Genomic DNA, 21,632 nt, shown 5'->3' with positions numbered 1-21,632 from the left:
CGGCTGCCACGCCATAGAACAGCCACGCCGAGCTCTTTCCAACAACGAGGTAGGAATAATGCAGAACACCACTGAGCACACTGTGCCGGTGCGCAAGCGCTGGTACAAGCAATTGTATTTTTGGGTCTTGATGGCGATTGTCGCCGGGATTATCGTTGGCTGGCTGGCGCCGGACACCGGGCAAGCCATGCAGCCGATAGGCACCACCTTCGTCGAGGCGATGAAGATGCTCATTGGCCCGATCGTGTTCCTGACCATCGTTGGCGGGATCGCCGGGGTCGCCGACCTGAAGAAGGTCGGCGCCACCGGGCTCAAGGCCCTGGGATATTTCCAGATCGGCACGATCTGCGCCATGGTGCTGGGCTTGGTGCCATCAACATCTTCCGCCTGGGCGATGGAGTGAACGCGGATCCGGCAAAGATCGAAACCTCCGGCAAAGCCGCCGACCTGATCGACCAGGGCCAAAACCTGCAATGGTGGGAATTCATCACGCACATCATTCCAGGATCCATGGTCTCGCCCTTCGTGGAGGGCGATATCCTGCAGATCATCTTCATGGCCGTGGTGGTGGGCATCGCCATCAACGCCGTGGGCAAGATCGGGGAGCCGGTGCTGGAGATGGTGCAGCGGCTGACCACGGTGATCTTCAAGGTCTTGAACTTCATCATGAAAGCCGCTCCACTGGGTGCCTTCGGCGCGATGGCCTTCGCGGTGGGCAAGTATGGCGTGGAGACGCTTTCCAGCCTCGGCTGGCTGATTCTCCTGTTCTATGGAACCTCGCTGGTATTTGTCGTGTTCTTCCTCGGCGGCATCATGGCCTTTCTAGGGCTGAACATCTTCAAGATGCTGCGCCACTTCAGGGAGGAATTGCTGCTCATCCTCGGTACCTCGACGGCAGAACCGGCGTTGCCCGGGCTGATGAAAAAGCTGCAGCATGCCGGGGTCAAGAAGGAAACGGTCGGCCTGGTTGTTCCCACCGGATACAGCTTCAATCTGGACGGCGCAGCGATCTACCTCTCGCTGGCCGCGGTTTACATCGCCCAGGCCACCAATACGGATTTGAGCATCGGGCAGCAGCTGGGCATGCTGGCGGTGATGCTCTTGACTTCCAAGGGCGCAGCCGGTGTGGCCGGAGGGGGATTCATTGCGCTGACCGCCACCCTGAGCACCCTTGGGACGATTCCGGCCGCCGGAATCATGCTGATCTTCGGCATCGACAAGTTCATGTCCGAATGCCGGGCGCTGGTGAATTTCTGCGGCAATGCGGTGGCGACCTTGTTCATCGCCTGGTGGGACAAGTCCTTGGACATCGAGCGAGTGCGAGCAGTTTTTAATGGCGAAGACGTACCGCCGCTGGAGGCTGTGGAAGCAACCGGGGCGGAGACTGCCGAGTCCGAGCCGGTGCGCGTGCCACAGGGCCTTCGGGCAGGACCGGCACAACCCGGGGCCCTGACCGGAGCCGTGATCCGCTAGGCAGCCCGGGGATGCAATAAAGGCCCGAACCAGTTTGAACTGGTTCGGGCCTTTGCTCTGCGTTCCTAGATGGTGCGCGAGAGGATTGCCTGCTTGACCTCGGCGATGGCCTTGGTCACCTGGATGCCGCGTGGGCATGCTTCGGAGCAGTTGAAGGTGGTGCGGCAGCGCCACACGCCTTCCTTGTCGTTCAGGATCTCCAGGCGCATGTCGCCGGCATCATCGCGGGAGTCGAAGATGAAGCGGTGGGCGTTCACGATCGCAGCCGGGCCGAAGTACTGGCCATCGGTCCAGAACACCGGGCAGGAGCTGGTGCACGCGGCGCACAGGATGCACTTGGTGGTGTCGTCGAAGCGCTCGCGGTCCTCGGCGGACTGGTAGCGCTCCTTGGTTGGCTCGTGGTCCTTGGAGATCAGGAATGGCATGATCTCGCGGTAGGACTGGAAGAACGGTTCCATGTCGACGATGAGGTCCTTTTCAAGGGGCAGGCCCTTGATGGCTTCAACGGTGATCGGCTTGGAGGTGTCCAGGTCCTTGAGCAGGGTCTTGCAAGCCAGGCGGTTGCGGCCGTTGATGCGCATGGCATCGGAGCCGCAGACGCCGTGGGCGCAGGAGCGGCGGAAGGACAGCGTGCCGTCCTGCTCCCACTTGACCTTGTGCAGGGCGTCGAGCACGCGGTCGGTGCCGTACATGGTCAGCTTGAAGTCTTCCCAATAGGCATCCGCGGTGGCTTCTGGCAGGTAGCGGCGAACGCGCAGGGTGATGTCGAAGCTTGGGATTTCTCCGCCGCCGCCAACACCTGGCTTCAGCTCGATCTTTGACGCTGGTTCTGGCAGTTCGGTGCTCATTAGTACTTACGCTCCATTGGCTGGTAACGGGTAAAGACCACTGGCTTGGTCTCCATGCGGATGCCCTTGATGTCCTCGGTGACGGCTTCGCCATCGCGGTAGGACATCGAGTGCTTCATGAAGTTCTCGTCGTCGCGGTCCGGGAAGTCTTCGCGGTAGTGGCCGCCGCGGGATTCCTTGCGGTGCAGGGCTGCAACGGTGATGACCTCGGCCAAGTCGAGCAGGAAGCCCAGTTCGATGGCTTCGAGCAGGTCCAGGTTGAAGCGCTTGCCCTTGTCCTGGACGCTGATGTTCTTGTAGCGGCGGCGCAGGTCCTCGATCACGTCGCGTGCTTCCTTCAGCGAACGCTCGTCGCGGAACACCTGGACGTTGGCGTCCATGGTCTCCTGCAGGGTCGAGCGCAGGTCGGCAACGCGCTCGGTGCCGTTGCCGGTGAGCACTCCTTCGATCTGGTCGATGACAAATGCTTCCGGGTTCTCCGGCAGCTCGACGAAGTCGGCAGTCTTGGAGTACTCGGCAGCTGCCACACCGGCGCGCTTGCCGAACACGTTGATGTCCAGCAGCGAGTTGGTGCCCAGGCGGTTGGAGCCGTGCACCGAAACGCAGGCAACCTCGCCGGCAGCGAACAGGCCTGGAACGACGGTGTCGTTGTCCTGCAGCACCTCGGTGTTGATGTTGGTTGGCACGCCGCCCATGGCGTAGTGAGCGGTGGGGTACACCGGCACTGGATCGGTGAATGGCTCCACACCCAGGTAGGTGCGGGCGAATTCGGTGATGTCAGGCAGCTTGGATTCGATGTGCTCTGGTTCCAAGTGGGTCAGGTCAAGGAGGACATAGTCCTTGTTTGGACCGCAACCGCGGCCTTCGCGAACCTCGTTGGCCATGGCGCGGGCCACGATGTCGCGAGGTGCGAGGTCCTTGATGGTTGGAGCGTAGCGCTCCATGAAGCGCTCGCCATCCGAGTTGCGCAGGATGGCGCCTTCGCCACGTGCACCCTCGGTGAGCAGAATGCCCAGGCCTGCAAGGCCTGTTGGGTGGAACTGGAAGAATTCCATGTCCTCCAGCGGCAGGCCCGAACGGAAGGCGATGGACATGCCGTCGCCGGTCAGGGTGTGCGCGTTGGACGTGGTCTTGAAGACCTTGCCGGCGCCGCCCGAGGCGAAGACCACGGACTTGGCCTGGAAGACGTGCAGCTCGCCGGTGGCCAGGTCGTAGGAGACCACGCCGGCGACGCGCTTCTGCTTGTAGGCGGTGCCGTCCTCGCGGTAGGCATCCTCTTCAACCATCAGCAGGTCCAGCACGTAGTACTCGTTGTAGAACTCGACGTTGTGCTTGACGCAGTTTTGGTACAGGGTCTGCAGGATCATGTGGCCGGTGCGGTCGGCGGCGTAACAGGCGCGGCGCACGGCGGCCTTGCCGTGGTCGCGGGTGTGGCCACCGAAACGGCGCTGGTCGATCTTGCCCTCTGGGGTGCGGTTGAACGGCAAACCCATCTTTTCCAGGTCGAGCACGGCGTCGATGGCTTCCTTGGCCATGACCTCGGCTGCGTCCTGGTCAACCAGGTAGTCGCCACCCTTGATGGTGTCGAAGGTGTGCCATTCCCAGTTGTCTTCCTCGACGTTGGCAAGTGCTGCGCACATGCCGCCCTGGGCTGCACCGGTGTGCGAGCGGGTTGGGTAAAGCTTGGTTAGCACTGCGGTGCGTGCGCGCTGACCGGATTCGATCGCTGCACGCATGCCTGCACCACCGGCACCGACGATGACTACGTCGTACTTATGTACCTGCATTCTTGATGCTCTCTTTTCTAAAAATCTATCTGGCTATCGGCTGAAACGGGGGAGTTTCACAAGCACTGCTGCAGCTGGCTGCCAGCTACGCAAGGATCGAAGGTGAAGATCACCAGGGAACCGAGCACGATGATGAAGATCGTTGCGACATACAGGATGCCCTTGAGCCAAGCGCGGGTTGCGTGCTTCTCTGCGTAGTCGTTGATGATGGTGCGCACGCCGTTGGTGCCGTGCAGCATGGCCAGCCACAACAGGGCCAGATCCCAGAACTGCCAGATTGGCGAAGCCCACTTGCCGGCGACAAAGCCGAAGCTGATGCCGGAGATGCCTTCTCCGACCATGAGGTTTGCGAAGAGGTGGCCGAAGATCAGGACGATCAGCACAACACCGGACAGGCGCATGAACAGCCAGGCCAGCATTTCGAAGCTGCCGCGGGACTTGGGGCCGCGGTTGTACTTAGGATCAATGCGCTGGCTGCGCGGAGCAGGAATAGAAACGCTCATGGCTTAGTGGCTCCCAAATGCGATCGACAGGTGGCGGATGGCGAAGCCCGCGAAGACGATAACCCAGAGGATCAATACGCCCCAGAGCATCTGGCGCTGGTACTTGGTGCCCTGCTTCCAGAAGTCGACCAGGATCAAGCGCAGGCCGTTGAATGCGTGGAAGAGGATTGCTGCAACCAGACCGGTTTCACCCAATGCCATCCACGGGGTCTGATAGGTGCTGATGATGGCGTTGTATGCGTTGGCATCAACGCGGACCATCGCCGTGTCCAGCACGTGCACCAGCAGATAGAGAAAAATAACGACACCGGTGACTCGGTGTCCCACCCAGGACCACATGCCTTCATGGCCGCGGTATAGGGTGCCTGACGAAGTCTTCGACACTGAACTAAACCTCCAAGGCTCGCAACGGCGCATGTGTATATTGCACACAATGAGATTTGACGCACTTGTGCGAGCGTTCCTTGTGCGAGTCTAAACCACTTGGCGCACTGCAATCTATTTCGTGTCGAGCTCCTGTGAGGAGGTTCACCGAATAGTAGTGAAAAAGCGCTGAAAGGCTGAATTTTCGCCCGTAATACCGCATGGATTTCTTCCCTATTTCCACTGGTTGCCCGGTTTCAATGGAACGGATTATCCACCGGATGAATTAGTCTGGAATGCGTGAATGCAGACCTATTATCCAGATTCCACGGCGTGATCCCCGCTGGCGGTGTCGGTACCCGATTGTGGCCCCTGTCCAGGGCATCCGCTCCCAAGTTTTTGCACGATCTGACCGGGTCCGGCTCAACCCTGATCCGTGCCACCTATGACCGGCTGGTGCCGTTGGCAGGCGAGCGCATCATGGTGGTCACCGGACGCGCCCACCGCGGAGCCGTGGTGAGCCAGCTTCCCGAGCTGTGCGACGAGGATCTGGTGCTCGAGCCCGAGCCCCGCGACTCGGCCGCCGCCATCGGCTTGGCCGCGGCCATCCTCTACCGCCGCGACCCCAACATCATCATGGGGTCCTTCGCCGCGGACCAGGTGATCGAGCCGGTGGAAGTGTTCCAGGCTGCGCTGAGCGAAGCGATTCATACTGCCGCTACCGGCAAGATCGTCACCATCGGCATTCACCCCACCCATCCGTCCACCGGGTTCGGCTACATCCGCACCGGCGAACCGCTGGACGTGCCCAATGCGCCGACCGCGCGCGGCGTGGTCGAATTCGTGGAGAAGCCCGATGAGGATACCGCGCGCAAGTACCTGGCCTCCGGCGGCTTCTTCTGGAACGCAGGCATGTTTGTGGCCCCGGTCAGCCTGATGCTCAAGCACCTCGAATCCAATGAGCCGGAGCTGCACGCTGGGTTGATGAAGATTGCCGACGCCTGGGAGACCGGGCGCCGCGATCAGGTCATGCGCGAAGTCTGGCCAGGGCTGCCGAAGATCGCAATCGACTACGCGGTGGCGGAGCCTGCCGCTGCTGCCGGCGATGTAGCCGTGATCCCCGGTGTCTTCAACTGGGATGACGTGGGAGATTTCGCCGCGATCGGCCGCCTGAACAAGGCCAGCGCCGAGGAGGGCATTATCAACCTCGGTGACAAGCAGGTGCGCGTCTATGCCGATAACGCCACCGGCGTGGTCTACTCGGATCGCCCGCGGGTCATCGCCCTGGTGGGGATCGAGGACGTGGTGGTGGTGGATACCGCTGACGCGCTGCTGGTGACCACAAAAGAGCACGCGCAGCGGGTGAAACAGACGGTCGAAAGGCTTAAGGAACAGGGTCGCGAAGACGTTTTGTAGGAATTTTCTTCCGGGATCCACCAAAGGCTTCGGGTGGCTAATGCGCATTTGACCTGTTATTTTTCTGTTTTGAAAAATGATGGCTGTAAATGAAGCACATATATTATTGATATATCAATACCTTGAATGTGATCTGTTGTCGTTGCTAGGGTCAAGCGGCATGACAATCAAACACGAGTCAAGCGATCGCAGTGGGCCGACGCTGGGGAGTTCGTCGGATGAAGTCGAACCTCGCACGCGGATCAACAAGGTAGTTTTCTATGGCTCGGCGGCCGGCGTGCTGGCCATCGCCCTGTGGGCCATACTCGACAAGGAATCGGCCGATCTGGCGATCAACGCCCTAGTCGGCTGGGTCGGCAAGAATCTGGGCTGGTTCTACACCCTGGTCGTCGTTTCGGTCCTGGTTTTTGTCATTCTCGTAGCCATCAGCAAGGTCGGCAAGACGCGCTTGGGACCGGACCACGCCCGTCCGACCTTCAGCTTCTTCACCTGGGCCTCGATGCTCTTTGCCGCCGGCATCGGCATCGACCTGATGTTCTTCTCGGTTTCCGAACCGGTGACCCAGTACCTGGCTCCGCCGCGCGGGGACGGAGCCACCGCCGAGGCCGCCCGCCAGGCGCTCGTCTGGACGCTGTTCCACTACGGGCTCATCGGCTGGGGACTGTACGCGCTGGTGGGGATGGCGCTAGGATATTTCGCCTACCGCCACAACATGCCGCTGAGCATCCGCTCGGCCCTGTACCCGATCTTCGGGAAGAAGATCAACGGCGCCATCGGCCACGGCGTGGATATCGCAGCGGTCATGGGAACGATCTTCGGCATCGCCACCTCGCTGGGCATCGGCGTCGCCCAGCTGAACTACGGCTTGCACTTCATCTTCGGCGTTCCGGAGAGCAATGCATGGAAGATTGCCCTGATCGGGCTGTCGGTGGTCATGGCCACGATCTCGGTGCTCACCGGTGTTGAAAAGGGCATCCGGCGGCTCTCCGAATTGAATGTGGTGCTGTGCATTGTCCTGCTGGGCTACATCCTGGTGACCGGGAATACCGCATTCCTGATGGACGCGCTGGTGGGCAACGTGGGAGACATGCTCGCCCAGTTCCCGTTCATGGCGCTCGATACCTTCGCCTATGACCGCCCTGATGCCTGGCTGAACAGCTGGACGCTGTTCTTCTGGGCCTGGTGGATCGCCTGGGCGCCTTTTGTCGGCCTGTTCCTCGCCCGCATTTCCCGCGGACGCACCATCCGCCAGTTCGTCACCGGCGTGCTGGTCGTGCCGATGGCCTTCATCCTGATCTGGATCTCCATCTTCGGCAACAGCGCGCTGGCGCTGATCATCAACGGCAACACCGAATTCGGCGAAATCGCCATGAACACCCCGGAACGCGCCTTCTACGCGCTGCTCGAGCAGTATCCCGCCGTGCCGCTGGTGGCAGGCATCGCAACTTTCACTGGCCTGCTGTTCTACGTCACCAGCGCCGACTCGGGCGCGCTGGTGATGGCGAACTTCACCTCGCATCTGAAGGATTCCGAGGCAGATGGCTCCAAGCCGGTCCGGCTGTTCTGGTCCCTGGCCATCGGCATCCTGACGCTGGCCATGCTGCTGGTCGGCGGAGTGCCCACCTTGCAGGGTGCCACGGTGATCATGGGGCTGCCGTTCTCCGTGGTCCTGATATTCGTGATGCTGGGCCTGTACAAATCGCTGAGGGTCGAGACCGCCTTGGCCGACAGCTACGACAAGTCGCTGCACGCGATGCTCACCAGCCGCAGCAGCACGGCAGGGGACAAGCGCAACTGGCGCCAGCGCCTGTCGCGCACGATGGTCTATCCAGGACGCCGGCAGACCGCCCGCTACATCCAGGAAGTGATCGAGCCGGCCCTGCGCGATGTCCATGACGAATTCGCCGCCCAGGGTGTTGAGGTCGAATTGGAGATCAAGCCGGTGGGCGAGCTGAGGCTCAACTCCATCGACCTGGTCGCCGTGACCCACGCCGACCAGCGGCCGTTCAAGTACCAGGTCTATCCGGTGCGCATGGATCTGCCCACCTATTCCCGCGTCTCCAGCAGCGCCGACGTCTACTTCCGGCTCGAAGCCTTCAATCAGGAAGGCAGCCACGGGTTCGACCTGATGTCGCTGTCCCAGGAACAGGTCATCGCCGATGTGCTGGACCAGTACGAGACGCATATGGAATTCATCCACCACCAGAACCTGCACGATTCCAAGAGCCAGATCAACGATGACGGATGCGCCAAGACCGACTGGGAACGCGATTTTGACACCGGCATGCTGCCACGGATCCAGCCGCCATCGGATGCCGATGAGCTGGACAAGGAACTAGAAGCAATCGAAGACGACGAAAAAATCAAGGAGAACCTCAATGACTAATACTCTCGATTCGGGCTCGGTGCAGCTCAAGGGCAGCCCCAACCCGCAATTGCTGGCCAGCGGGGAGACCATTTTCATCGGCGGCAGCTTCGGCCCGTCGGCTTCAGGGGAAACCCGGGCCATCCATTGCCCGGCCAACGGCGAGCAGGTTGCCCTGGCCTCCGAGGGGACTGAAGCGGATTCCATCCGGGCCATCAAGGCGGCGCGCGAATCCTTCGACTCGGGGGTGTGGAGCTCGGTGCAGGCACCGGAACGCGGACGCTTCCTGCTGCGTGTCGCGGCCCGGCTGGCCGAGCGCAAGGAGGAATTCGCGCTGGCCGAAACCCTGGACAGCGGAAAGCGGATTATCGAGTCCCGGATCGACATGGACGACATCATCGCCTGCTTCGAGTATTTCGGAAGGCTAGCCGGGCAGGATGCCGGGCGGATCGTCGACGCGGATGACGCCAATGTGCTCAGCCGCATCGCCTACGAGCCGGTGGGCGTGGCGACCATGATCACCCCGTGGAACTACCCGCTGCTGCAGGCAGCCTGGAAGATCGCCCCGGCTCTGGCCGCTGGCTGCTCCTTTGTGCTCAAGCCTGCCGAGCTGACCCCGTCCACCGCGGTGCTCATGATGGATGTGCTGCGCCAGGAAGGCCTGCCCGACGGCGTGGCCAACCTGGTCACCGGGCGGGGTTCCGAAGCCGGCGCGGTGCTTTCGGAGCACCCGGAGGTGGATCTGGTGTCCTTTACCGGCGGGCTGGTGACCGGCCGGAAGATCGCCGCGGCGGCCGCCGGGACGGTCAAGAAGGTGGCCCTGGAGCTGGGCGGCAAGAACCCGAACGTGATCTTCGCCGATGCGGACTTCGACGCTGCCGTGGACAACGCCCTGAACGGCGCGTTTGTCCATTCGGGCCAGGTCTGCTCGGCTGGTTCCCGCCTTGTGGTCGAAGCAAGCATTGCCGAAAAGTTCGTGGATGCGCTGGTGCGCAAGGCCGAGCAGATCACCCTGGGCGGCCCGTTCGATGAGCAGGCCGAGACCGGGCCGCTGATTTCCGCCGAGCACCTGGCCAAGGTTGACGCCTACGTGCAGGGCGGCATCGCCGAGGGCGCCCGGGTGCGCTGCGGCGGGCGCAAGGCCACCGAGGAGGACGGCTCGGGCCTGGGCTCCGGCCACTTCTACCTGCCGACCGTGATCGACCAGGTCACCGGTTCCATGAGCGTGGCCCAGGACGAGGCCTTCGGCCCGACCGTGACGGTGGAAACCTTCACCACCGAAGAAGAGGCCATCAAGATTGCCAACGACACCGTCTACGGCTTGGCCGGCGCGGTATGGACCCAGGACGCCGGCAAGGCCCAGCGCGTCGCCAATCGCCTGCGCCACGGCACCATCTGGATCAACGACTACCACCCGTACCTGCCGCAGGCGGAATGGGGAGGTTTTGGGCAGTCCGGCAACGGCCGCGAGCTTGGCCCTACCGGGCTTGGCGAGTACCAGGAAGCAAAGCACATCTACCAGAATCTGAACCCGCAGGTTACCGGCTGGTTTGCCGAGAAGTAGCGGGAAAGGGAGAAAAATGAGCATTGACAAAAAAGACTTCGATTACATCATTGTCGGCGGCGGTTCAGCAGGCGCCGCAGTAGCATCGCGATTGAGCGAAGATCCCTCCGTTTCCGTTGCGCTGGTCGAGGCCGGTCCCGATGACCGCGGCTATGACGAGGTGCTGCAGCTTGACCGGTGGATGGAGCTGCTCGAATCGGGCCTTGACTGGGACTACCCGATCGAGCCGCAGGAAAACGGCAACTCCTTCATGCGCCATGCCCGGGCCAAGGTCATGGGCGGCTGCTCCAGCCACAACTCGTGCATCGCCTTCTGGGCTCCGCGCGAGGACATCGACGAGTGGGAGTCAAAATTCGGCGCCACCGGCTGGAACGCCGAGATGGCCTACCGCCTGTACAAGAAGCTGGAAACCAATGAGGACGCAGGACCGGAAGCTCCGCACCACGGCGATTCGGGCCCGGTCAAGCTGATGAACGTGCCGGCCAACGACCCTTGCGGCGTGGCCATCCTGGATGCCGCGCAGCAGGCGGGCATCCCGCGCGCCAAGTTCAACAACAACGAGACGGTCATCAACGGCGCGAACTTCTTCCAGATCAACCGCCTGCCAGATGGCACCCGTTCCTCTTCCTCGGTCTCCTACATCCACCCGATCGAGGGCCGGGAGAACTTCTTCCTGCTCACCGGGCTGCAGGCGCGCAAGCTGAACTTCGATGCGTCCAAGCGCTGCACCGGCGTCGACGTGGTGGATGGCGCTTTCGGCCGCACCGTGACCCTGAATGCCGCCAAGGAGGTCGTCGTTTCGGCCGGAGCCATCGATTCGCCGAAGCTGCTGATGCTTTCGGGCATCGGCCCGGCCGAGCACCTGAAGGAGGTCGGCGTCGAGGTGCTGGTCGACTCCCCGGGCGTGGGCGAGCACCTGCAGGACCACCCGGAAGGCGTGATCCAGTGGGAGGCGAAGAAGCCAATGGTGGAATCCTCCACCCAGTGGTGGGAAATCGGCATCTTCACCCCCACCGAGGAAGGGCTGGATCGCCCGGATCTGATGATGCATTACGGTTCGGTGCCTTTCGATATGCATACCCTGCGCCAGGGCTACCCGACCAGCGAGAACACCTTCTGCCTGACTCCGAATGTCACGCATGCGAAGTCGCGGGGCACGGTGCGCTTGCGCAGTTGCGACTTCCGCGACAAGCCGAAGGTGGACCCGCGCTACTTCACCGATCCAGAGGGCCACGACAAGCGGGTGATGACCTTCGGCATCCGCAAGGCCCGCGAGATCGTCGCCCAGTCCCCAATGGCTGACTGGGCCGGCGTTGAGCAGTTCCCGGGCCAGGATGTGCAGAGCGACGAGGAGATCTTCGATTACCTGCGCCGCACCCACAACACCGTTTACCACCCGGCAGGCTCGGTGCGCATGGGCGCCGAGGATGATGTGATGAGCCCGCTGGATCCGCAGTTGCGGGTCAAGGGCGTCAGCGGCTTGCGTGTTGCTGATGCGTCGGTGATGCCGGAGCTGGTGACCGTGAACCCGAATATCACGGTGATGATGATCGGCGAGCGTTGTGCCGAGCTGATCCGCGAAAACTAGGGCGCAAAACAATGGTGGTGGCCATCGGGAAACCGGTGGCCACCACCGATTGCGTGCTCCGAACTGTTTCGCGCTGTGGCCAAACATTACGAAGAACTGTTATCTGCAGCTGTTGGACGAGTATCTTCGAAAGGTGTCCACCGTGAATGATTATGACAATGTTGCCTCCGTCAGCGACTTCACCGAGCCGTTAATCGGTCAGCTGATCGACTTTCGGCGCGAGCTGCACCGGAACCCGGAACTGTCCTTCGCGGAACACCAGACAACCGAGCGCATCCTTGAAAGGCTGCGTTCTGCGGGGCTCTCGCCCCAGAAGATGACCAATACCGGCGCCTATGTGGACATTGGCGAAGGGCCGATCCGGATCGCCTTCCGCGCCGACATTGATGCGCTGCCGGTCATCGAGGAAACCGATCTTGAGTATTGCTCGCTGGTCGAGGGCGTGGCCCACGCCTGCGGCCACGACATCCACACCACGGTGATGCTGGGAGTCGCCCTGTCGCTGGGCAAGTTCAACGAAGCCGGCTTGCTCAATGGCCGGGTTCGCGTCATCTTCCAGCCAGCCGAGGAAAAGCTTCCCGGGGGAGCGCTCTCGGTCATCGAGCAGGGGCTGCTCGACGAGGTGCCACGGGTATTGGCCCTGCACTGCGACCCGCGGATCGACGCCGGGCATATCGGCACCCGCATCGGTGCCATCACTTCTGCCAGCGACACGATCCGCATCGAGGTCAACGGCCACGGCGGGCATACCTCCCGGCCGCACTTGACCGAAGATATCGTTTTTGCGATGAGCCAGATCGCCACCCAGGTTCCCGCAGTGCTCGGCCGCAAAGTCGACGTGCGCTCGGCGGTCTCGGTGGTGTGGGGCCAGATCCATGCCGGCAGCGCGCCCAACGCGATCCCTGCCACCGGATACCTGGCCGGAACCATGCGTTGCCTGGATGGCGATATCTGGTACGAAGCCGGCGAGCTCCTGGATAATGTGGTGCGCCAGATTGCCGCTCCGTACGGCGTGGAAATCAAGCTGCAGCACACGCGCGGCGTTCCACCGGTCGTGAATGCGCCCGCAGAGACGGCGTTGATCGAGGATGCCGCACGTCGCGAGTTCGGTGCAGAAGCGATCGAGCTGACCCCGCAGTCCATGGGCGGGGAGGATTTTGCCTGGATGACACAGAAGGTTCCCGGGGCCATGCTGCGCTTGGGCACGCGAACTCCGGGCGGGAAGACCTATGACCTGCACCGCGGCGATTACATGCCAGATGAATCCTGCATTGGCATCGGCGTGCGCATAATGACCGCCGCGGCGATGCAGGCCGTGCGCGAAGCCAACGCCAAATAGCGTGTTGGTCACAGTAAACTCAAAACTTTTTAACTAGTCTTTGACACTTTCTCAATTGTTTGAGTGACTTGGGATTTGACGTTAAGCGCTTGCCGTTTCGAGGCCGCTTAGTTATCCGTTTGTAATCTTTATCGTCTTTACCTGTGACGTATCTCCGATAGGCTATGGAAACGATGGGGAAGCTACGGCTTTAGGCGTGCTCGCGTAAAGCCCAGGCAAAGGTGCTCTACAACGGTAGCTGGTGTCTTATCTCCCACAGGATCTCGCACGACTTTTGGAGGAATAGATGCGCTTCGTATCGCGCAAGACCGGTGTGGCAGCTGCCATGCTCGGCATCTCGGCTTTGGCTTTGAGCGCCTGCGGCGCTGCACCGGAAGAGTCCAGCTCAGCTGGCAAATACCCGGACTACGTCGGTTGCATTGTTTCGGACTCCGGTGGATTCGACGACCAGTCCTTCAACGAGTCCTCGTACCGCGGCCTGAAGAACGCCGAAAAGGACTTGGGCATCACGATCAAGGAAGCAGAGTCGAAGTCCAACGCCGACTTCGCCACCAACCTCCAGGGCATGATGGGCGCTAGCTGCAACCTGACCGTCACCGTGGGCTTCCTGTTGGCCGACGCTACTGCTGATGCAGCGGCAAAGAACCCGGATTCGCACTTCGCCATCGTCGATAACCAGTACGAGAAGAACATCGACAACGTCAAGCCGATCATTTACGACACGGCTCAGGCGGCCTTCCTCGCTGGCTACGCAGCGGCTGCTGCTTCCGAGACTGGCACCGTTGCCACCTTCGGCGGCATCCAGATTCCTACCGTCACCATCTTCATGGACGGCTTCGCCGACGGCGTTGCCAAGTTCAATGAAGACAAGGGCGAGAACGTGAAGCTGCTGGGCTGGGACAAGAAGAAGCAGAACGGCACCTTCTCCGGCGACTTCGAGAAGCAGGACAAGGGCAAGCAGATCACCAAGAACTTCATCTCTGCAGGGGCCGACGTGATCATGCCGGTTGCCGGTCCAGTGGGCAAGGGCGCTGGCGCTGCAGTAGCCGAAGCCAACAAGAGCGGCGAAAAGGCCAAGCTCATCTGGGTCGACTCCGATGGCTACCTGACCGCTCCTGACTACAAGGAATACATGCTGACCTCGGTCGTCAAGACCATGGACAAGGCCGTAGAAGACGTCATCAAGGCTGATGCCGAAGGCAAATTCGACGCTACTCCTTATGTCGGCACCTTGGAAAACGAAGGTGTCGCGCTGGCACCGTTCCACGACTTCGACTCGGCCATCGGCGAGGACACCAAGAAGGAGATCGAAGCCCTCAAGGCCCAGATCATCTCCGGTGACCTGAAGGTCGAATCGGCAGCAAGCCCAAAGTAGGCTTTGGCACCTAATTCATTCAGCGCGTCACCGCCTGCCGGCATCCGGCGGGCCGGTGACGCGCTTTATGAATGCCTAGAGGCCAAAGCGGCTATCGGGCTAAACTACCTCGCACAACGAACTATGAAGATGGTGGAATCGTGAAACTCGAACTACGGGGAATCTCGAAAGCCTTCGGTTCTTTCTACGCCAATAAAAATATCGACCTGCTGGTTGATGACGCCCAGATCCACTGTCTGCTCGGCGAAAACGGTGCTGGAAAATCCACGCTTATGAACGTGCTCTACGGTCTGTACCAGCCGACCGAGGGCGAAATCCTGCTTGATGGAAACCCCGTCGAGTTCTCCGGTCCGGGCGACGCCATGGCCGCCGGCATCGGCATGGTGCACCAGCACTTCATGCTGGTCCCGGTCTTCACCGTGGCAGAAAATATTGCCCTCGGCGCTGAAACCACCAAGGCCGGCGGCGTGCTGGACCTCCAGGTCACGCGCAAGAAGATCCGCGAAATCTCGGACCGCTACGGGTTTGACGTGGACCCGGACGCCATTGTCGAAGACCTGCCGGTCGGCGTGCAGCAGCGTGTTGAAATCATCAAGGCCCTGGTGCGCGAGGCCAAAATCCTGATTCTGGATGAGCCAACCGCCGTGCTGACCCCGCAGGAGACCGACGAGCTGCTCGAAATCATGCGCCAGCTCAAGGCCAACGGCACCTCCATCGTCTTCATCTCGCACAAGCTGCGCGAGGTGCGCGCCGTCTCCGACGTGATCACCGTGATCCGCCGCGGCGAAGTCATCGACTCGGTCTCACCGGAATCCTCCACCACCGAGCTGGCCAACCTGATGGTGGGCCGCGCCGTGGAACTGAACCTGAACAAGGCCCCAGCCACCCCGGGCGAGGCAGTGCTCCAGGTCAAGGACCTGACGGTCGTTGACCATGCAGGCACGACCACGCTGAACTCGGTCACCTTCGATATCCACGAAGGCGAGATCCTGGCCGTGGCCGGCGTGCAGGGCAACGGCCAGACCGAACTGACCGAAGCCATCCTGGGCACCCAGGCCGTGACCGGCGGCTCGGTCAAGCTTGCCGGCGAAGAACTGGTGGGCAAATCCGTCAAGCAGGTGCTGCGCACCGGCGTCGGCTTTGTTCCCGAAGACCGCTCGGTGCACGGACTGGTCACCGAATTCTCCATTGAGGAGAACCTGGTCTTGGACCTCTACGACCGCGCGCCCTTCGGCAAGGGCATCTCGATGAACCTGGATGCCATCAAGAAGAACGCGGCCGCGCAGATCAAGGACTTCGACGTGCGCACCGACAATGCGCTGAATCCGGCCTCCAGCCTCTCGGGCGGCAACCAGCAGAAGGTCGTCATGGCCCGCGAGCTCAGCCGCGAGCTGAAGCTGTTCATCGCCTCGCAGCCAACGCGCGGCGTGGACGTGGGGTCCATCGAATTCCTGCACCGCCGCATCGTCGCCGAACGCGACAAAGGCACCCCGGTAATGATCGTGTCCACCGAGCTCGATGAGGTCATGGAGCTGGCCGACCGCATCGCCGTGCTCTACAAGGGCAGGATCAACGGGATCGTGCCGGGGGATACCTCGCGCGAAGTCCTCGGGTTGATGATGGCCGGCGTTTCAGCCGAAGAAGCCGCCGAACAAGCGGAATTTACCAAGTCAGATAACGAGCCCGTGGAAGCAGCACCGGCTGGCGAGCACAGCGAAAACCAGGAAGGAGAAGGCCAGTGAGCGAGAAAAAATCACCGGTCATTCCCGACTCCGGCAAACCGGGCAACGACCTCTTGAAGCAAATCACCCAGGGCCCGGGACTGGTCTCGGTGCTCGGCGTGATCGTGGCACTGGTGATCGGCGGATTGCTCATTGCCATCACCGACGAAAAGGTCGCCGAAACGGCCGGCTACTTCTTCGCCCGTCCTGCCGACTTCCTCTCCGAGCTATGGCGCGCGGCGACCGAAAGCTATGTGGCGCTGTTCAACGGCGCCATCTACAACTCGGCCCAGGGGTTCAAGCCCTTCCTGGAAACCCTGACGGTCTCCACCCCGCTGATCTGCGCAGGCCTCGGTGTGGCCGTCGCCTTCCGCGCGGGCCTGTTCAACATCGGTGCCCAGGGCCAGATCATCATCGGTTCGGTACTGGCCGCCTACGTGGGGTTCGCCTGGCACCTGCCCTTGGGGCTGCACCTGCTGCTGGTGATCGTCTTCGGCCTGATCGGCGGCGCCATCTGGGGCGGGCTGGTCGGTTTGCTCAAGGCCAAGACCGGCGCCCACGAAGTGATCCTGACGATCATGTTCAACTACGTGGCCGTGTACTTCATCGACTTCCTGATGAACACCCAGGCCTTCCGCCGTCCGGGCGAAACCAACCCGATTTCCCCGATCCTGGATTCGACGGCAGTTTTCCCCTCCATCCCCGGTTCCCGCCTGCACCTGGGCTTCGTGATGGCCCTCCTGCTGGTCATCCTGGTTTCCTGGATGTTCAAGCGCTCCACCGTGGGCTTTGAATTCCGTGCCGTGGGGCATAACCCCGATGCCGCGCAGACCGCGGGCATCAACGTCGCCCGCAGCACCATCATCGCCATGGCCATGGCTGGCGCCTTGGCCGGCGCCGCCGGTGTCGCCCAGGTTGCCGGCACCGAGAAGGTGCTGACCAGCGGCATCGCCGGATCCCTTGGCTTCGACGCGATTACCGTGGCGCTGCTGGGCCGTTCCACTCCATGGGGAACCTTCTTCGCAGGCTTGCTCTTTGGCGCCTTCCAGGCTGGTGCGGTGAACATGCAGATCACCACCGGCACCCCGATCGACATCGTTTCGGTGGTGCAGTCGCTGATCGTCCTGTTCATCGCCGCTCCACCACTGGTCAAGGCGATCTTCGGCATGAACCGCAAGAAGAAAAAGCGCAGCCCCAAGCTAGAAACTACCCAGGCAGGTGCCAAGTGACCTCTTCCACCTTGCAACCGGCAATGAGCGTATTGCCTAGCAAGAAGACCTCGATCATCCTTTCGGCGATCGCCGTCATCGTCTTCTTGTGCTTCGGCCTGCTGGGCAACAGCGAAAGCGCGCACTTCCAGCTGAACAGCTCCGGCGATGCTTTTGAGCTGCCGGAACTGGTGTTCCCGGGCAGGGCCAGCAACATCGTGATCGGACTGCTGCTCGTGGGCATCGCTGCCTACTCCTGGATGCAGCGCAAAAAGGGCCTAACCCTGGCGACCTGGATGGTTGCCATCGCCGCAGTCCTCTTTGTGCTCTCCTTCCTGATCTGGGTGGTCTCCGGCGCCGATATCAGCACCATTTCCCTGGCCAGCCTGCTCGCTGGCGCCGTGGTGCTGGCTGTTCCGCTGGTCTTCGGCTCCCTTTCGGGCGTGCTCTGCGAACGAGCCGGCGTGGTCAACATCGCCATCGAAGGCCAGCTGCTGGGCGGCGCGTTCACCGCGGCACTGGTTTCCTCCTTGACCAAGAACGCGTTCCTGGGCCTGATCGCCGCCGGCATTGCCGGCGCCCTGGTCTCCCTGGTGCTGGCGCTGTTCTCCATCAAGTACGTGGTCAACCAGATCATTGTCGGCGTGGTGCTCAACGTGCTGGTCTCCGGAATCACCGGATTCCTGTTCACCACCGTGATGCAGGAAGATCCCGAGCTCTTCAACTCGCCGGTGCACCTGCCGGTTATCGAGATTCCGCTGCTCTCAGCCATTCCGGTGATCGGACCGATCCTGTTCAAGCAGTCGGTCATCGGCTACCTGATGTACCTGGCGGTGTTCATCGTCTGGTTCGGGCTGTTCAAGACCAAATGGGGCCTGCGGGTGCGTGCCGTGGGCGAGCACCCCAAGGCTGCCGACACCCTGGGCATCAAGGTCAACCGCACCCGCTTCTGGAATGTCACCCTCGGCGGCATCGTGGCAGGCATCGGCGGCTCCTTCTTCACCCTGGTGGCCATCGACTCCTTCACCAAGGAGATCTCCGGCGGCCGCGGCTTCATCGCCTTGGCCGCGGTGATCTTCGGGCGCTGGAACCCGATCGGCGCCTTCCTGGCTGCCCTGCTCTTCGGCTTTGCCGATAACCTGCAGGTCATCCTGACCATCATCGGCACCCCCGTGCCGAGCCAGTTCATGGCCATGATGCCGTACCTGGTGACCATCTTCGCGGTGGCTGGACTCGTGGGGCGCTCCCGCGGGCCGGCAGCTGCGGGCGAACCCTACGTGAAGGAATAACCGGTACAGATGACTGCCAACACCGCGCCGTGGTCGCAGCTTGAAGCTGCGGCTGCGGCCGCGCTGTCTCAGGCCTACGCGCCCTACTCGAAGTTCCGTGTAGGGTCTGCAGCCCAGACCAGCGACGGCCGCATGATTTCCGGCTGCAATGTCGAAAACGCCGCCTACGGCGTCACCCTTTGTGCCGAATGCTCCATGATCGGCCAGCTTTTCGCCACCGGCGGCGGAACCCTGGAGTACTTCCTGTGCTTCGGCCAGCTTGCCGAGGGGGAATTGGAACTGATCACCCCGTGCGGGCGCTGCCGACAGATCCTCTTCGAGCACCGCGGAGCCAACCTGCTGATCAAGACCGCCCGTGGAATCGTCGGCATCGAAGACCTTTTGCCTGACGCTTTCGGGCCGCAAAACCTCAACGCCTAGTGCCGGCGATCACCGGCCACAAGCAGAACGGATGGTGCCGCTAATGGCTACCGAACAATTCAGCGCAGTGGAAGTCATACGTGCCAAGCGCGACGGCGCGGAACTGGGCAACGAGATGATCGACTGGACCATCGATGCCTATACCCGCGGAGTCATTGCCGAAGAGCAGATGTCCGCGCTGAATATGGCGATCTACTTCCAGGGCATGAACCGCAGCGAGATTTCGCGATGGACCGCCGCGATGATCAATTCCGGCGAACGCATGGACTTCTCCACCCTAGCCAACCCGTCGGGCCAGAAGCTGGCGACCACCGATAAGCATTCCACCGGAGGCGTGGGGGACAAGATCACCTTGCCGCTGGCCCCGCTGGTGGCCAGCTTCGGTGTTGCGGTGCCGCAGCTGTCCGGCCGCGGCTTGGGCCACACCGGCGGCACCCTGGACAAGCTGGAGGCCATCCCCGGATGGCGGGCCAACCTGTCCAACGAAGAACTCTTCTCGCAGCTCTCCTCGGTCGGCGCGGTCATCTGCGCCGCCGGTGCCGGGCTGGCACCGGCGGACAAGAAGCTCTATGCGCTGCGCGATGTCACCGCCACGGTGGAGGCCATCCCGCTGATTGCCTCCTCGATCATGAGCAAGAAGATTGCCGAAGGCACCGGCAGCCTGGTGCTTGACGTGAAGGTGGGCTCCGGGGCGTTCATGAAGGACGAAGCCATGGCCAGGGAACTGGCCGAGACCATGGTGAACCTCGGCACCGATGCCGGGGTGAACACTGTCGCCCTGCTGACCAATATGGAAACGCCACTGGGCCTGACCGCTGGCAACGCCATCGAGGTCGAGGAATCGGTGGAGGTGCTCGCCGGTGGCGGACCCGAGGACGTTGTCGACCTGACCGTGGCCCTGGCCATTGAAATGCTGGCTGGCGCTGGCGTTCACGGCGTTGATGTGCGTGCAGCGCTAAAGAACGGCAGAGCCATGGACAGCTGGAGGGCCATGATCGCCGCCCAGGGCGGCGACCCGGATGCCAAGCTGCCGGTGGCCAAGGAATCGCATACCGTGGTGGCTGAAGCTGAAGGCGTGCTGATCAAGCTGGATGCCATGGATATCGGGCTGGCGGCCTGGACCCTGGGAGCAGGACGGGCCCGCAAGGAAGACACCGTCCAGGCCGGAGCCGGGGTGCGCCTGCACGTCAAGCCGGGCGCCTTGGTGCGCCGAGGCCAACCGATCGCCACCTTGCTGACCGATACCCCGGACAAGCTGCCGCGCGCCATCGAACTGGCAGAGCGAGCCATCATGATCGGCTCCGAGCACGACCGCCCGGACATGCGCTTGATCCTCGATCGCATCGCCGCTTCGTAACTGATATTCCAGGGAAGAACCGGGAATCACCACTGGTGACCCGGTTCTTTTCGCATTTGCCGCCCTTGAAAGCGAAGGAAACTGGACAAGCAACAAGGTCCGCAAGACATGCCCCGGGAACCATCTGGCCCGGTTCAATCGTTGGAGGATTAGCTCCTACCTAGGTCGGGGTAGAAAGAAGTCCACATTGCCACATCAGTAGGATGCGCCCCTGCAGCTGCTCGAGCGAAAATGGTTGGACAGGCAGCGCGCTACGCGCTTTGGGGAAAGAAGATGCAAGTCCACATGGAACTAGTTAACGAGGCCATTACGCAGGCAGCCAGCGCATGGTGGGTGCTGCCTCTCTTGTTCCTGTTTTGCCTGATTGACGCATTTTTCCCGATCGTGCCCAGCGAATCCTTCCTGGTTTCACTCGCCGCAGTAGGCATCCATTCAGGATCGCCGAACCTCTTCCTGGTCGGCGCCCTCGGTGCCGCCGGAGCGCTGCTGGGGGACCAGATCACCTACGCCATTGGCCGGAGCATCGGTTCGCACGGATTCAAGTGGATGCGTGGCAAGCGGGCGCAACGAGTACTGCACTACGCAGAAAAGAAGCTTGAAACCTCCGGCGCGCTGCTGATTTTCACCGCGCGCTACATTCCGATCGGCCGCGTCGCGGTGAACCTCACCGCTGGCGCCACCGGATTCAGCCACAAGCGCTTCACGCTCTTCGACACCATCGGAGTGCTGACGTGGGCCGCCTATTCGGTGAGCATCGGCGCTTTGGCCGGCAACTGGATGCATGACAACAAGCTGCTGGGCATCGGGCTGTCGATTGTGATCGCCGTGGTGCTCGGGTTCATCATTGACCGAATCGTCAGCTGGGCGCTGAATCGCTACCACCTGCGCGTTGAGAAGGCCGCGCAACGCGCAGCGCAGGAAGCACGCGAGACGGTGCCGCCAAGCACCGACGAGAGTTAACCGGCTCTTCGCAATCAAGGGTGTAACACCGGTCTGAACCCACCAGACTCCAACAG

18 protein-coding genes are annotated in these 21,632 nt (G+C 61.9%); 14 read left to right on the top strand and 4 right to left on the bottom strand.

What is annotated here, in order from left to right; genetic code table 11:
- The first annotated feature begins 58 nt into the window (after positions 1–58).
- Together H6F58_RS18230 and H6F58_RS11960 are read left to right on the top strand one after the other, a co-directional pair.
- Positions 59–403, top strand: coding sequence for a cation:dicarboxylase symporter family transporter (locus tag H6F58_RS18230; RefSeq protein WP_244652563.1), 345 nt, complete (start codon positions 59–61; stop codon positions 401–403).
- Entirely contained in the window at positions 400–1,473 is a 1,074-nt protein-coding gene (locus tag H6F58_RS11960) for a cation:dicarboxylase symporter family transporter (RefSeq protein ID WP_348536396.1), read from the top strand. Before H6F58_RS18230 ends, H6F58_RS11960 begins: the two co-directional genes overlap by 4 nt.
- Before the next feature lie 65 nt (positions 1,474–1,538).
- On the opposite strand, the gene H6F58_RS11955 is transcribed toward H6F58_RS11960, so the two are convergent.
- The 4 genes from H6F58_RS11955 to sdhC are packed head-to-tail and all read right to left on the bottom strand — an operon-like array spanning position 1,539 to position 4,995.
- Positions 1,539–2,321: a succinate dehydrogenase iron-sulfur subunit gene (locus tag H6F58_RS11955; protein ID WP_060700823.1), complete on the bottom strand. Its 783-nt coding sequence runs from the start codon at positions 2,319–2,321 to the stop codon at positions 1,539–1,541.
- Positions 2,321–4,108 (bottom strand): succinate dehydrogenase flavoprotein subunit, encoded by a 1,788-nt coding sequence (sdhA, locus tag H6F58_RS11950; RefSeq protein WP_171918934.1) that lies wholly within the window; start codon positions 4,106–4,108, stop codon positions 2,321–2,323. Before sdhA ends, H6F58_RS11955 begins: the two co-directional genes overlap by 1 nt.
- A 56-nt stretch (positions 4,109–4,164) precedes the next feature.
- Positions 4,165–4,611: a succinate dehydrogenase hydrophobic membrane anchor subunit gene (locus H6F58_RS11945; RefSeq protein WP_060700825.1), complete on the bottom strand. Its 447-nt coding sequence runs from the start codon at positions 4,609–4,611 to the stop codon at positions 4,165–4,167.
- Between the two features lie 3 nt (positions 4,612–4,614).
- Positions 4,615–4,995, bottom strand: a complete 381-nt coding sequence (gene sdhC / locus H6F58_RS11940) for a succinate dehydrogenase, cytochrome b556 subunit (RefSeq protein ID WP_075972411.1) — start codon at positions 4,993–4,995, stop codon at positions 4,615–4,617.
- A 279-nt stretch (positions 4,996–5,274) separates the two neighbouring features.
- Between sdhC and H6F58_RS11935 the strand changes: the two genes are divergently transcribed.
- The 12 genes from H6F58_RS11935 (at position 5,275) to H6F58_RS11880 (ending at position 21,576) form a co-directional block, all read left to right on the top strand.
- A complete protein-coding gene (locus H6F58_RS11935) occupies positions 5,275–6,390 on the top strand; it encodes a mannose-1-phosphate guanylyltransferase (protein WP_060700827.1) in 1,116 nt (371 codons plus the stop codon).
- 160 nt (positions 6,391–6,550) lie between these two features.
- Entirely contained in the window at positions 6,551–8,776 is a 2,226-nt protein-coding gene (gene betT, locus H6F58_RS11930) for a choline BCCT transporter BetT (protein WP_195181827.1), read from the top strand.
- Positions 8,769–10,319, top strand: coding sequence for an aldehyde dehydrogenase family protein (locus tag H6F58_RS11925; RefSeq protein ID WP_195181826.1), 1,551 nt, complete (start codon positions 8,769–8,771; stop codon positions 10,317–10,319). The genes betT and H6F58_RS11925 overlap by 8 nt, the downstream gene beginning before the upstream one ends.
- A gap of 16 nt (positions 10,320–10,335) precedes the next feature.
- Entirely contained in the window at positions 10,336–11,907 is a 1,572-nt protein-coding gene (locus tag H6F58_RS11920) for a GMC family oxidoreductase N-terminal domain-containing protein (protein WP_146277802.1), read from the top strand.
- A 142-nt stretch (positions 11,908–12,049) separates the two neighbouring features.
- Positions 12,050–13,246 carry an amidohydrolase gene (locus H6F58_RS11915; RefSeq protein ID WP_195181825.1) on the top strand — a complete coding sequence of 399 codons (1,197 nt, stop codon included), beginning with the start codon at positions 12,050–12,052 and terminating at the stop codon, positions 13,244–13,246.
- 286 nt (positions 13,247–13,532) lie between these two features.
- On the top strand, positions 13,533–14,621 hold the full coding sequence (locus H6F58_RS11910) for a BMP family ABC transporter substrate-binding protein (protein WP_146277804.1): 1,089 nt from the start codon (positions 13,533–13,535) through the stop codon (positions 14,619–14,621).
- A 140-nt stretch (positions 14,622–14,761) separates the two neighbouring features.
- On the top strand, positions 14,762–16,363 hold the full coding sequence (locus H6F58_RS11905) for an ABC transporter ATP-binding protein (RefSeq protein ID WP_060700831.1): 1,602 nt from the start codon (positions 14,762–14,764) through the stop codon (positions 16,361–16,363).
- On the top strand, positions 16,360–17,571 hold the full coding sequence (locus H6F58_RS11900) for an ABC transporter permease (protein ID WP_146277805.1): 1,212 nt from the start codon (positions 16,360–16,362) through the stop codon (positions 17,569–17,571). The genes H6F58_RS11905 and H6F58_RS11900 overlap by 4 nt, the downstream gene beginning before the upstream one ends.
- 23 nt (positions 17,572–17,594) lie before the next feature.
- Positions 17,595–18,839, top strand: a complete 1,245-nt coding sequence (locus H6F58_RS11895; protein ID WP_206693670.1) for an ABC transporter permease — start codon at positions 17,595–17,597, stop codon at positions 18,837–18,839.
- Between the two features lie 9 nt (positions 18,840–18,848).
- Positions 18,849–19,259 carry a cytidine deaminase gene (locus H6F58_RS11890; RefSeq protein WP_146277807.1) on the top strand — a complete coding sequence of 137 codons (411 nt, stop codon included), beginning with the start codon at positions 18,849–18,851 and terminating at the stop codon, positions 19,257–19,259.
- A 43-nt stretch (positions 19,260–19,302) separates the two neighbouring features.
- A complete protein-coding gene (locus tag H6F58_RS11885; RefSeq protein ID WP_186468020.1) occupies positions 19,303–20,616 on the top strand; it encodes a thymidine phosphorylase in 1,314 nt (437 codons plus the stop codon).
- A 285-nt stretch (positions 20,617–20,901) separates the two neighbouring features.
- Complete coding sequence (locus tag H6F58_RS11880; RefSeq protein WP_146277809.1) at positions 20,902–21,576, top strand: DedA family protein; 675 nt, start codon at positions 20,902–20,904, stop codon at positions 21,574–21,576.
- Positions 21,577–21,632: the final 56 nt, after the last annotated feature.

The sequence above is a fragment of the Glutamicibacter sp. FBE19 genome, assembly GCF_015524875.1.
GTDB classification, from domain to species: Bacteria; Actinomycetota; Actinomycetes; order Actinomycetales; family Micrococcaceae; genus Glutamicibacter; species Glutamicibacter halophytocola.
Note: the sequence above shows the minus strand (reverse complement) of the source record. Positions and strands in the feature narration are given on the sequence as shown.